13 protein-coding genes are annotated in these 12,625 nt (G+C 56.8%); 6 read left to right on the top strand and 7 right to left on the bottom strand.

Features of this window, described 5'->3' with window-relative positions; translation table 11 throughout:
* The first annotated feature begins 381 nt into the window (after positions 1-381).
* The 6 genes from ABLV11_RS18160 (at position 382) to ABLV11_RS18135 (ending at position 4,941) form a co-directional block, all read left to right on the top strand.
* Positions 382-696, top strand: coding sequence for a BON domain-containing protein (locus ABLV11_RS18160; RefSeq protein ID WP_004104803.1), 315 nt, complete (start codon positions 382-384; stop codon positions 694-696).
* A gap of 127 nt (positions 697-823) precedes the next feature.
* Positions 824-1,390: a fructose-1-phosphate/6-phosphogluconate phosphatase gene (gene yqaB / locus ABLV11_RS18155; RefSeq protein WP_004104801.1), complete on the top strand. Its 567-nt coding sequence runs from the start codon at positions 824-826 to the stop codon at positions 1,388-1,390.
* A complete protein-coding gene (locus tag ABLV11_RS18150) occupies positions 1,387-1,815 on the top strand; it encodes a YqaA family protein (protein ID WP_004104799.1) in 429 nt (142 codons plus the stop codon). Before yqaB ends, ABLV11_RS18150 begins: the two co-directional genes overlap by 4 nt.
* Positions 1,816-1,881: 66 nt before the next feature.
* Positions 1,882-3,438 carry a glutamate--cysteine ligase gene (gene gshA, locus ABLV11_RS18145; RefSeq protein WP_016809453.1) on the top strand — a complete coding sequence of 519 codons (1,557 nt, stop codon included), beginning with the start codon at positions 1,882-1,884 and terminating at the stop codon, positions 3,436-3,438.
* 165 nt (positions 3,439-3,603) lie between these two features.
* Entirely contained in the window at positions 3,604-4,119 is a 516-nt protein-coding gene (gene luxS, locus ABLV11_RS18140; protein ID WP_126489453.1) for an S-ribosylhomocysteine lyase, read from the top strand.
* Between the two features lie 54 nt (positions 4,120-4,173).
* A complete protein-coding gene (locus ABLV11_RS18135) occupies positions 4,174-4,941 on the top strand; it encodes a helix-turn-helix transcriptional regulator (protein ID WP_126489452.1) in 768 nt (255 codons plus the stop codon).
* On the opposite strand, the gene leuA is transcribed toward ABLV11_RS18135, so the two are convergent.
* The 7 genes from leuA to proX all read right to left on the bottom strand — a co-directional run bounded on the left by leuA (position 4,920) and on the right by proX (position 12,568).
* Positions 4,920-6,596, bottom strand: a complete 1,677-nt coding sequence (gene leuA, locus ABLV11_RS18130; protein WP_126489451.1) for a 2-isopropylmalate synthase — start codon at positions 6,594-6,596, stop codon at positions 4,920-4,922. The two genes, ABLV11_RS18135 and leuA, sit on opposite strands and share 22 nt — an antisense overlap.
* A 144-nt stretch (positions 6,597-6,740) precedes the next feature.
* On the bottom strand, positions 6,741-8,279 hold the full coding sequence (gene emrB, locus ABLV11_RS18125; RefSeq protein ID WP_004104788.1) for a multidrug efflux MFS transporter permease subunit EmrB: 1,539 nt from the start codon (positions 8,277-8,279) through the stop codon (positions 6,741-6,743).
* A gap of 15 nt (positions 8,280-8,294) precedes the next feature.
* Entirely contained in the window at positions 8,295-9,467 is a 1,173-nt protein-coding gene (gene emrA, locus ABLV11_RS18120) for a multidrug efflux MFS transporter periplasmic adaptor subunit EmrA (RefSeq protein WP_004104787.1), read from the bottom strand.
* Between the two features lie 133 nt (positions 9,468-9,600).
* On the bottom strand, positions 9,601-10,131 hold the full coding sequence (gene mprA / locus ABLV11_RS18115; protein ID WP_004104785.1) for a transcriptional repressor MprA: 531 nt from the start codon (positions 10,129-10,131) through the stop codon (positions 9,601-9,603).
* A 91-nt stretch (positions 10,132-10,222) separates the two neighbouring features.
* Positions 10,223-10,558: an L-valine transporter subunit YgaH gene (gene ygaH, locus ABLV11_RS18110; RefSeq protein WP_004104783.1), complete on the bottom strand. Its 336-nt coding sequence runs from the start codon at positions 10,556-10,558 to the stop codon at positions 10,223-10,225.
* Positions 10,548-11,273 carry an AzlC family ABC transporter permease gene (locus ABLV11_RS18105; protein WP_085955735.1) on the bottom strand — a complete coding sequence of 242 codons (726 nt, stop codon included), beginning with the start codon at positions 11,271-11,273 and terminating at the stop codon, positions 10,548-10,550. The genes ygaH and ABLV11_RS18105 overlap by 11 nt, the downstream gene beginning before the upstream one ends.
* Before the next feature lie 299 nt (positions 11,274-11,572).
* A complete protein-coding gene (proX, locus tag ABLV11_RS18100) occupies positions 11,573-12,568 on the bottom strand; it encodes a glycine betaine/L-proline ABC transporter substrate-binding protein ProX (protein ID WP_016810036.1) in 996 nt (331 codons plus the stop codon).
* Positions 12,569-12,625 lie beyond the last annotated feature (57 nt).

Genomic DNA, 12,625 nt, shown 5'->3' with positions numbered 1-12,625 from the left:
GGCTACGAACCGAGCGGTCGGAGGTTCGAATCCTCCCGGATGCACCATATTCTCCATATCTTCAGCAACGAAGGTGTGGATGAGGTGGCGGTATTAGCCGCAAGCACCAGAGAGGATAACGTTGCTTTAGCAACGGCTCGAAGGGCGAACCGAGTGAGTCATCCTCCCGGATGCACCATATTCTCCGCGATAACAGCCGCGCTGCTGTTTCATGATCTGCGAGATAATCGCCAGCCACTCTCCTTGCCTCAAAACCCCTTAAGCGCAATAATTCACCTTATTCTTCAGCACTTTTTTCATTGGCAACTCCCTCTTTCCACTATAATTTATTCCTGTATATCGATCTGATTTTGGGTGAGATAAGTGCAAGGAGAGAAATCCATGAAATGGTTCAAAGCAATAACCGCGTTTTGCGCGACGCTGCTGGTGGCCGTATCGCTGGCGGGTTGTGCCGGTTCGTCCACAAAGGAGAGTACCGGTGGTTACATTGACGATACCGTCATTACGACTAAAGTAAAAACCGCGCTCTTCAATGACAAAGAGATAAAGTCTTCAGAAATTAGCGTCCAGACCTTTAAAGGTCGCGTACAGCTCAGCGGCTTTGTCTCATCCGCAGACAGCGCTAAACGTGCGGTCGAAGTCACGAGAAAAGTGCAGGGCGTTCGCGTGGTTGAGAACGATTTAAGAATCAAATAATCGCAGCAGACTGCACTGTTATTAGCAAGGGCGCCACAGAGCGCCCTTGTTGCATCTACCGCTGGCAGCGACAAACCTGACCTTTTGCGTTACAGTAACACCTCCTTAACCGGTTGGTGAGAAGACGATGTACGAACGTTATGCAGGACTGATTTTTGATATGGATGGCACGATCCTCGATACCGAGCCGACGCATCGTAAGGCATGGGACGAGGTTCTGGGACGTTACGGCATGCGTTTCGATATGCAGGCCATGGTCGCGCTTAACGGATCTCCAACCTGGCGGATTGCTCAGGCCATTATTGAATTAAATCAGGCTGATTTAGATCCTCATCTTCTGGCGCAGGAAAAAACTGCCGCTGTGAAAGCGATGCTGCTTGATAGCGTCCGTCCTTTACCGCTTATTGAGGTGGTCAAAGAGTGGCACGGTCGTCGTCCGATGTCAGTCGGTACCGGCAGCGAGAGCGCCGTTGCTGAAGCGCTGCTGGCTCATCTGGGTCTGCGTCACTACTTCTCGGCGGTGGTTGCCGCCGATCATGTCGCCAACCATAAACCCGCACCTGATACTTTCCTACTTTGCGCAGAGCGCATGGGCGTTGCGGCGGAGAAGTGCGTGGTCTTTGAAGATGCGGACTTCGGGCTGCAGGCGGCGAAGCGCGCCGGAATGGATGCCGTGGACGTGCGATTGCTGTGAGCGACTCGCTGTCGCTGATATCGCTGTTTGCCAGTAGCTTTCTAAGCGCAACGCTGCTTCCCGGCAACTCGGAAGTGGTGTTGATCGCCATGCTGCTGGCGGGGGTTAGCCAGCCGTGGTTACTGGTTTTAATAGCAATAATCGGTAATAGCCTTGGAGGGGTAACTAACGTTATTCTGGGGCGCCTGTTTCCGCTGCGCAAGACATCGCGCTGGCAGGAGAAGGCGACCGGCTGGCTGAGGCGTTACGGCGCGGTCACGCTATTATTAAGCTGGGCGCCTGTTATAGGCGATTTGCTGTGTTTACTGGCGGGATGGATGCGCATTTCCTGGGGACCAGTGCTCTTTTTTTTATGCCTTGGCAAAGCATTACGCTATATCGTCGTTGCGGCGATAACGCTTCAGGGCATGACGTGGTGGCACTAATTGGACTGATTGTTCAACCATTACAATTATGCTAATTCAAACGATTTCGACAGGCGGGAGGTCAAATTGATCCCGGACGTATCACAGGCGCTGGCCTGGCTGGAAAAAAATCCGCAGGCGCTGCAGGGTATTCAACGCGGTCTGGAGCGCGAAACGCTGCGCGTCAACGCTGATGGCACGCTGGCCACTACCGGCCATCCGGAAGCACTGGGTTCAGCGCTGACTCATAAATGGATTACCACCGATTTTGCCGAAGCTTTGCTGGAGTTTATTACGCCGGTTGATGGCGATATTCAGCATATGCTCACCTTCATGCGCGATGTTCATCGCTATACCGCGCGCCATATTGGCGACGAGCGGATGTGGCCGCTGAGCATGCCGTGCTATATCGCGCCCGGCCAGGATATTGAGCTGGCGCAGTACGGCAGCTCAAATATCGGCCGTCTGAAAACGCTGTATCGCGAAGGATTGAAGAATCGCTACGGCGCGCTTATGCAAACGATCTCCGGCGTGCATTATAACTTCTCTCTGCCGATGGCTTTCTGGCAGGCCAGGTGCGGCGTCGAGGATGCTGAAAGCGGGAAAGAGGCCATTTCTGCCGGCTATTTCCGATCTATTCGCAACTACTATCGTTTTGGGTGGGTCATCCCGTACCTGTTCGGCGCTTCCCCGGCTATTTGTTCGTCGTTCCTGCAAGGGAAGCCGACCACGCTGCCGTTTGAGAAAGCCGGCAACGGCATGTACTACCTGCCTTATGCGACCTCATTGCGCCTGAGCGACCTCGGCTATACCAATAAGTCGCAAAGCAATCTCGGAATTACGTTTAACGATCTGCATGAGTATGTGGCAGGATTGAAGCGGGCGATTAAAACGCCATCCGAAGAGTACGAGAATATCGGGCTGGAGAAAGACGGCAAGCGTCTGCAAATTAACAGCAACGTGCTACAGATCGAAAACGAGCTGTACGCGCCGATTCGGCCGAAACGCGTGACCCGCAGCGGTGAAACGCCTTCCGACGCGCTGCTGCGCGGCGGCATTGAATATATCGAAGTCCGCTCCCTGGATATCAACCCGTTCTCACCGATTGGCGTTGACGAACAGCAGGTACGTTTCCTCGATCTATTTATGGTCTGGTGCGTGCTGGCCGATGCGCCGGAAATGAGCAGCGACGAGCTGCTGTGCACGCGCACTAACTGGAATCGGGTGATTCTGGAAGGCCGCAAGCCGGGCCTGACGTTGGGTATTGGCTGCGAAACCGCCCAGTACCCGCTGGCTCAGGTCGGCAAAGATCTGTTCCGCGATTTACGCCGCGTGGCGCAAACGCTGGATAGCATCCACGGATGTCAGGCTTATCAGCAGGCCTGCGATGAGCTGGTCGCCTGCTTTGACAACCCGGAATTAACCTTCTCGGCGCGCGTTCTGCGTTCTATGCTTGAAGAGGGGATTGGCGGTACCGGCAGAGAGCTGGCCGATCGGTATCGGACGTTGCTGCGCGAAGAGCCGCTGGAAATTTTAAGCGAAGCGGATTTTGCTGCCGAACGCGAAGCGTCGGTACAGCGTCAGAAGAAGGTGGAAGCGGCGGACAGCGAGTCGTTTGAAGCGCTACTGGCGAGGCATGCGTAGTTTTACGAGCCGTAAAAAAGAAAACGGCCACATCACTGTGGCCAAACTTTCATCTCTGATTCAGGGATGATGATGATAATAAATGCGCGTCTTTCATATACTCAGACTCGCTGCCTCAAAAAGAGTTCATTTTATTTTTAAAAAAATCACTATCGGAGGTGAAGAATGCCGTTGTTAGATAGTTTCACAGTCGACCATACCCGAATGGAAGCCCCTGCGGTGCGCGTGGCGAAGAAAATGAACACGCCTCACGGCGATGAAATCACCGTTTTCGATCTGCGATTCTGCGTACCAAACCAGGAAGTGATGCCGGAAAAAGGTATTCACACCCTTGAGCACCTGTTTGCCGGCTTTATGCGCGATCACCTGAACGGCAATGGTGTGGAAATTATCGACATCTCTCCGATGGGCTGCCGTACCGGGTTCTATATGAGCCTGATCGGTACGCCGGACGAGCAGCGCGTCGCGGATGCCTGGAAAGCGGCGATGGCCGACGTGCTGAAGGTGAAAGATCAGAACCAGATCCCGGAGCTGAACGTTTACCAGTGCGGGACCTACACCATGCACTCGCTGGAAGAAGCCCAGGAAATCGCTCGCCATATCATTGAGCGTGATGTCCGCGTCAACAGCAACGACGAGCTGGCGCTGCCGAAAGAAAAACTGCAAGAGCTGCACATCTAGTGCTTTCGCTACGGCCCGGCGAACGCTGCCGGGCCGCAATTCATCAACGCCGCAATGTCGACGACTTTAACCCTCAACTTCCAGCATCGTTCACTGGTGCCTTTTGCCCATGATTATGCCCATGGCGATAGCGAACCCTGGCATCAGCACGATTGCGCTCAGCTGTTACATATCCTCAGCGGCGTAGTACGGGTGGAAACCGCGCAGGGTTATTGGGTTGTACCGCCGGGGCGAGGCGTCTGGCTGCCCGCCGGTACGCCGCATACGCTACGGATTACCGGCGCGGCGGCTGCGCGAACCCTGTTTATCGATCCCCTTGCCCGCGCCGATCTCCCTTCAACCTGCCAGATAGTACAGATCACTCCGCTGCTGCGTGAACTGATTGTCGCGTCGCTGACGCTGGCGGAATCTTACGCGCCGGGCAGCCGCGATGAACGAATCTACGAACTGATCCTCGATGAGATTCGCGGTATGGCGGTGCTGCCGTTTGGCCTGCCGGAGCCGCAAAGCGAAGCGCTGCGCCGTTTATGCCAGAAGGTACGAGAAGCGCCAGGAGAGCCGTGGGGCAGCGCCGCGGCGGCGAAAGAGTGCAGCATGAGCGAGCGCACGCTGAATCGCCATTTTCAGCAGCAGACCACGCTCACCTGGAGCGAGTGGGTGCGCCGGGCGAAGCTGATGGAAGCGCTGGTTCGCCTGGCGCAGGGGCATTCGGTACTGCGGGTGGCGCTGGATCTCGGCTACGGCAGCCACAGCGCTTTTAGCGCCATGTTTCGCCGGGTGTTAGGCGTGACCCCCAGCGATTACTTCCGCTCGCCGGAGTGATGGTTTTCGCTCATCGCGTTGCACAGCGCCTGCAGCGAGGCACGCGCCACGTCGTTATCAATTCCGACCCCCCAACGGCTCTCGCCATTCGGGAAGATGCAGCGAATATAGGCCACTGAACGGCTGTCGCTGCGTTCACCCAGGGTGTGCTCATGATAATCTTTAATCACGAAGTTTTGCCTTAACAGGACGCTCAGCCCGGCGGCGGCAGCGGACAGCAGGCCGTTGCCGCGGCTCTGCATTCGCCGCGTTTCACCGGCGATGCGCAGGGTAGCCTGCAGAGAAAGCTGGCCGTCCTGCTGGCTATCGCTTTGGTAATCCAGCAGCGCAAGCGGCGGCTGGGGGAGCAGTCCGTAGCGCGCGCGAAACAGCTGCCATAGCGCATTCTGGGTCATCTCTTTCCCGTGAGCGTCGGTTTCGTGCTGGACGTGCAGGCTAAAATCCTGCTGCAGCGCACGCGGAAGCTTGAGGCCATGATTCTGTTCAATCAGCCATGCGCTCCCGCTTTTGCCGGACTGGCTGTTAACGCGGATCACCGCCTCGTAGCTGCAGCCGATATCCTGCGGATCGATAGGCAGGTAGGGCATTTCCCAGCGTTCGCCGGGCCGGCGGGCATCGAATCCCTTTTTAATGGCATCCTGATGCGAGCCGGAAAAGGCGGTGTAGGCCAGACTGCCCGCCCAGGGATGGCGCGGATGAACCGGGATCTGATTGCAGCTTTCGACGATTTCGACCACCCGCTTCATCCCGGAGAATTTGAGCCGGGGATCGACGCCCTGGCTGTAGAGATTCATCGCCAGCGTCACCAGGCAGACGTTACCGGTGCGCTCGCCGTTGCCGAACAGGCAGCCTTCGACGCGGTCGGCGCCTGCCATCACCGCCAGCTCCGCGCTGGCAACGCCGGTACCCCGATCGTTATGCGGATGGACGCTGATGCACACATCGGCGCGGCGCGAAAAGTGACGGCAAAAATGCTCAATTTGATCGGCATATACGTTGGGCGTGCTCACCTCTACCGTCGCGGGCAGATTGATAATCATCGGCCGTTCGGCGCAGGGCTGCCAGATTTCCGCCACCGCCTCGCAAATCTCCAGCGCGAATTCCGGCTCGGTGAAGCAAAAGGTTTCCGGAGAGTACTCGTATTGCCAGCGGGTCAGCGGATGCTGCTCGCACTGCTGACGGATAAGCCGGGTCGCGCGGGTCGCCAGGTCGATCACCTGCGCTTTGTCCATTCCAAAAACCAGCTCGCGAAACAGCGGCGCGGTGGCGTTATAGAGGTGTACGGTAGCGCAGTGGGCATCGCGCAGAGCGGCAAACGTACGCAGGATCAAATCTTCCCGCGCCTGGGTCAGTACCTGAATCGTCACATCCTGCGGAATGCGCTGCTCTTCAATCAGTTGACGTACAAAGTTGAAGTCGGTTTGTGAGGCGGAGGGAAAGGCGACCTCAATCTCTTTAAAACCACACTCCAGTAGTAAATCCCAGAACTGCAGCTTGCGCGCGCTATCCATCGGCTCGGCCAGCGCCTGGTTGCCGTCGCGCAGATCGGTAGAGAGCCAGCGAGGGGCGCGGGTTATTTGCTGCTCTGGCCAGCGGCGGTCAGGCAGGGCGATCGGCGGATAGGGGCGGTATTTTTCACCGGGTTGAGTCAGCATGATTTTCTCCTTCTTAGCGGATCTTCATCGTGCATGAGGTGGGCAAAAGCGATCTCCAGCAAACCGGACATCGACTAGCGCAAACTGGACAATCTGCGTTTTGGGCAATAAAAAAGGGATCCGCAGATCCCTTCAGGGTAAATCTTAATGCGCGCCGCCGCCGCCGCCCCCGGCGCTAAACGGCGGTCTGGCAAACCATACCAGCCCGAGCAGAAGGATAAACACCGCCGCCGAGAACCAGAAAATTTCGTTGGCGGAGATAATCAGCCCCTGGTTGGTAATCTGCTGCGCTATCCAGCCGGATGCCTGCTGTTGCGTCATTCCTAATCCCTGTAGCTGGTCGTACATCTGCTGGGCGTTGGGATTGTATGGCGTCACCGACTCGGTAAGCTGCGCATGGTGCAGCGCCTCGCGGTTCGTCCACATGGTGGTGGTAATCGAGGTGCCGATAGACCCCGCCAGCGTACGCGTGAAGTTCGACAGGCTCGACGCCGCCGCCAGCCTTTCCGGCGGCAGGCCGGACAGGGTGATGGTGGTCAACGGCATAAAGAAGCAGGCCACCGCGAAGCCCTGGATAAACTGCGGCCACGCCGAGGCGCCAAAGTCCATTCCCGGTTCGAAGGTCCATGCGCGCCAGTAGAAACAGACCGCGTACATGATAAAGCTAAAGGTGACCAGCCGACGCATATCCAGCTTATGCGCAAAGCGGCCGATAATCGGCGACAGGATAACCGGGATCACCCCGACCGGCGCCGAAGCCAGACCGGCCCAGGTCGCGGTATAGCCGTATACCTCCTGCAATAGCTGCGGCAACAGCACGATAGCGCCGAAGTAGAGCATATAGGCGAGGCTGATGCACAGGCAGCCGATGGTAAAGTTTCGCGACTTGAAGAGCGACAGATCGACGATGGGGTTGTCGTCGGTTAGCTCCCAGACGATCAGGAAACTTATCGCCACCACCGCGACAATCGTCAGGATGATGATCTCGTTGGAGGCGAACCAGTCCAGCTCTTTACCCCGGTCGAGCATTACCTGCAGGCTACCGATACCGATAATCAGCAGCGCCAGGCCCACGCCGTCGATCCGCCGCTGTTCGGTGCGGGTTTCCCGGTTGCGCAGCGTTTGCAGCGTCATCACCACCACGGCGATGCCAATCGGCACGTTGATGAAGAAGATCCAGCCCCAGTGGTAGTTGTCGCTGATATAGCCGCCGAGAATCGGGCCGCAAATCGGCGCGACGATCACCGTCATTGACCACAGCGCCAGCGCGATTGACCGCTTGGCGGGCGGGTAGTTGCTGAGCAGCAGACTTTGCGACAGCGGAATCAGCGGACCGGCGACGATCCCCTGTATCACGCGGAAGAAAATCAGCATCGTCAGGCTGTTGGAGACGCCGCAGGCCCAGGAGGCGATAGCGAACGCCACCGTCGACCAGAGGAATAGCTTCACTTCGCCAACGCGCTTTGCCAGCCAGCCGGTAATCGGAATGGAGATAGCGTTCGCCACCCCAAACGAGGTGATAACCCAGGTCCCCTGGCTCAACGATGAGCCAAGGTTACCGGCGATGGTGGGGATGGCCACGTTGGCGATGGTGGAGTCCAGCACCTGCATAAAGGTCGCGAGCGACAGCGCAATGGTCATAATGACCAGCTGCGCGCCTTCCAGCGGTTTTTGCTGTTGCATTACGCTCACCCCGAATTATCCGGCGTTGGCCTGGATGATGTCGTTTATCAGCTTATTGACCGGCTCAAGGCCGATTTCACGGGCATTGCTTTCGTAAACCGGAGCGCTACGTACCTGGCTTGCCAGCATCTCGCCGCCGCGGTCGGTGGTGTTCACTTCAACCAGCGTCGAAAGGCCGATGCGCAGCGGGTGCTCTGCCAGCTGTTTTTCATCCAGCTCGATACGTACCGGCAGGCGCTGAACCACTTTGATCCAGTTGCCGGTAGCGTTCTGCGCAGGCAGCAGCGAGAAGGCGCTCCCGGTCCCCATATCGAGACCGACGACTTTACCGGTGTATTTCACATCATCACCATAAATGTCGCTGATCACGGTGGCAGGCTGACCAATACGCATGTGCGCCAGCTGCGTTTCTTTGAAGTTGGCGTCAATCCACAGGTTGGTCGCCGGAACGACGGCCATCAGCGGGGTAGTGGTGGTGATTTGCGCGCCGGGCTGAACGGAACGGCGAGAAACGTAGCCGCTAATTGGGCTGACGATCTTCGTCCGCTGCAGGGCCAGCCAGGCGTTACGCACTTCGGTGGCCGCTTGCAGGACCGCAGGCTGTTGTTCCAGCTTCGTGCCCAGAACGATCGCCTGGTTGGCGTTGTATTGCTGAATCGCCACGTCCAGTTCGGCCTGCGCGCTGGCAACCGTGTCGCGCGCATGCTGCAGCTCTTCGCGGCCAATCAGGTTGGCCGCGCCCAGCGGAATACGACGGTTAAGGTCGGTTTGCGCCTGGGAAAGCGCGGTTTTTTTCACTTCGATGCTGGCCTGCAGCTGCTTGCTGTTGATCATCTGCTGGCGCGTTTGACGTACGCTGGCGGCCAGCTGGGTTTGCGCTTTTTCAAATGCCTGCTGGGCGTCGGTCTGGTCGAGGGTGACCAGCGGATCGCCTTTTTGCACGTAGTCGGTGTTGTCGGCCCAGACTTTCGTCACGCTGCCGGACACCTGGGCCATAATCTGTACCTGATTCCCTGCCACGTACGCGTCGTCGGTCTCTTCGTAGTGACGCAGTACCAAAAACCAATAAATCCCGTATGCCACGGCAACAATAATAAAGAGCAAGGTCAGCAGCAGGAGGGCGCCTTTACGCTTCCCTTTTTTGCTGCCCGGTTGCTGCGGGGTTTGGCTCTCCGCATTTGCGCTCATGTTATTCTCCACGATCTTATTATTTCACATCGGCTGAGCCGACCTGTTTATCAGAAAGGCCAGCAGAAAGATCTGCTGGCCTGTCCGTTTTCCTTGTCAATCCAGAAAAATTGGTGAGCGGTTGGTTCCGCGCTTAGCGCAGAGACTCCGCAAGCACGCCATCCTCTTCCATTTGGTCAAGGCGACCAAGCAGCTTACGGGTGATGTGCTCAAGCTGATCCTTTTCGCTGGTGCTTAAAGAGGACCAGAGCTGATGCAGGCAGTTGTGCTGCGGCGGTAAGACTTCGCGCAGGAACTGATGCCCTTTTTCGGTAAGCTGTAGATGCAGGCAGCGACGATCGTTATCGCTTTCGCGGCGCTCGATCCAGCCGCGTTTTTCCAGCTCGTCGGCAATGCGCGTGGCGTTGGTTCGCGAAGAGCCCAGCGCGCAGCTCAGCTCGGAAGGCTGAATGCTGTGGTTTTCCTGAGACTCAAGCGTGATCAGCGCCATAAACAATGTCTCGTTAATCCCTTGCGCTTTCAGCATCTTGTTACGGTTTTCCAGCAGTTTTCCCTGCATATGCATGCAAAGACGAGTAAGCAGAATTTCCTGAAAAGGGAAGTCTTCGTGACGGCTGGCGCGGAACTTGAGCATTTGCTCAATGGGAGTAAACGAACTATCCATTTTGGTTATGACCTCATTAATTACAGCCGATATAATAACTATTGTGACAAATAAATCAAATCAATTATTGACAAAAACTTATACTTTAAGCTTATAGCCATACGCTGATTTTCCAGACAACACCGTAGGTTAGCGCGCTCAAAAGCGTAGGCGTAATTATGCTGCGTGTTTTCCAAAACGCCAGGCCCAACGCGGCGAAGCCTGCTAATGTGGGCAGCAGGCGGCGGGCGTCATGGAGGATTTCCGGCACGCTGGAGACAACCAGCAGCGCGCAAATGGAGGCGATGCCGATGGTATCGAGCAGGACGCTGACCGGGCCGCGGCGAGTCGGACGCACGTTTCCGGCGCGCAGGCGCAGCGGCAGATAGCGAAAGAGATAGTTCACGCAGCCGACCACGACGCCGAGAATGAAGACATCACTGTTCATCGGGCATCCCCTGAATGCTGGCCTGCACCAGAGCGGTCAGGCAGCCGCAGACAATCCCGGCAAGGATCGCCGCGGGTATGGAAAACAGAATCATGCCAGCCAGCGCGCCTGCCAGCGCGGCGGTAACGCTCAGCGACTGCTTGCGCTGGAATGAGGCGAGTAAAAAGCTCATAAACAGCGCCGGCAGCATAAAGCCCAGCGCCGCTTCCACTGCCGGAAAGTTAGTCAGCAGGCCGCTGCCCGAATAAGCGCCGATCAGCGTGCCGAAGACCCATGAAGCCCAGGACATAAAAGCGATGCCGATCATCCAGTTATCGCTCCAGCGTCGATTGTCGCGGACCAGCTTAGCGGTGGCAGCGGCAAAAACTTCATCGGTCAGGCCGAATGCCCAGAGCGCGGTTTTTTTCTTGCTCATCGCGCGCTGAATGCGGCTGCGCAGGGACGGGCCGTACAGCACATGGCGAACGTCCATCGCCATGACGGTGAGCGCGGCGACCCATAGCGAGCTTCCTGCGGCCAGCATGGCGGTGATCACGAACTGGCTGGCGCCGGCGTAAATAATGCAGGAGAAGAACAGGCTTTCCAGCGGAGTAAAGCCAAGCTTAGTGGCGTTGAGACCGAAGGCGAAGGCGACGGGAATATAGCTGATGACGATCGGCAGGCTGTCCTTAATGCCTTCAGCCAGCGTCGCCTCGTCAGCGGGGGGAGTGTGCATCAATGCGTCAGGGTTTTCCATAGGAGTTGCTTATTAATAACTCACGTGAAAATCACATGATTAATCAGGTGGATTTACCTTAGCAGAGAGCGGCGCGGCTTAACAGTAACGAAAACGTTGATGGCTAAAGTTATGCAGTTTATTTGCATATCAATCCATCATTTAGAACAGGAGATGTCGTGTTGTGCAGGAGGCCGACTTCCCCGGGGGCGGCGCAAAGCGCCTTGCCCGGGCTACGGGTTTTGTAGCCCGGACAGATGTGTAGTATCGCCTCCGGGAATTGGCTATAGATTGGGAGACTATTTCTGCGCGGCCAGCGCTTCTTCCACCCAGCCGTCAAACTGCTGCTGGTGGGCTTTGATCCAGCCATCGACGTGGCCCTGGATATCTGCCTCAGAACCATGTCCCGCGTGCATCATGGCATTTTCGGCGTTGATATCGGCAATCGGCAGCTTCATGATGCTGAACAGTTTCGCCGCCGCCGGGTTTTTCTCGGCCCAGGCTTTGTTGGCGACAATATGCATTGTGTTCACCGGGAAGCCATAGTTCATGCCGTTTGGCAGTTTGGTATCAATATCTTTCTGTTCGCCCGGCAGGGAAGAGAACGGCACCTGCAGCCAGACGACATCTTTACCCGGCTTCAGCACGTCGCTGACCCAGTAAGGCGTCCAGGTGTAGTAGATCACCGGTTTGCCCTCCTTATAGCGGGCGATGGTATCGGCCATCATCGCCGCATAGTTGCCTTGATTGTGCACTACCGTATTGCTCAGGCCGTAGGCATCAAGCTGATGGTTGATGACCGCTTCACAGCCCCAGCCTGGCGTACAGCCGGTCAGATCGGCTTTGCCGTCGCCGTTGGTGTCAAAAAGTTTGGCGATTTTCGGATCTTTTAGCTGGTCGATAGATTTGATGTGGTACTGCTCGGCCGTTTTCTTATCAATCAGGTAGCCCTGCGCCGCCCCATTCACAAACACGCCTTCGCGGTAGAATTTTTGATCACCGCCGGCGGCAGCGTACATATCGTCATGCAGCGGCTGCCAGTTGGTGGCGATGTAGGTGGTATCACCTGCGGCGATCGAGGTGTAGGCGACGTTATAGTCAACTTCGCTCGGCTTATCGACGGTATAGCCGAGCTTTTCCAGCGCGCGGCTGACCAGCAGGGTCTGGAAGGTCTCTTCCGAAATTGTGCTCTGTGCTGGTTTTACGGTAATGCCTTTACCAGGCAGATCCGCCGCGAAGGCGGTGGTGGAAATGAGGGCGGTAAACGCTGTGGCAAGGATCGCTGTATGTCGCATCGTTGTTCCTTTATTTGTCAGAAGGGAAGTCCATCCCCCCGGCAGCGGGGGGATGTG

Origin of the sequence: Klebsiella sp. GW_Kp181 (assembly GCF_040062315.1) — a bacterium.
Taxonomy (GTDB): domain Bacteria; phylum Pseudomonadota; class Gammaproteobacteria; order Enterobacterales; family Enterobacteriaceae; genus Klebsiella; species Klebsiella oxytoca.
This window is presented reverse-complemented; position numbering and strand designations above follow the sequence as displayed.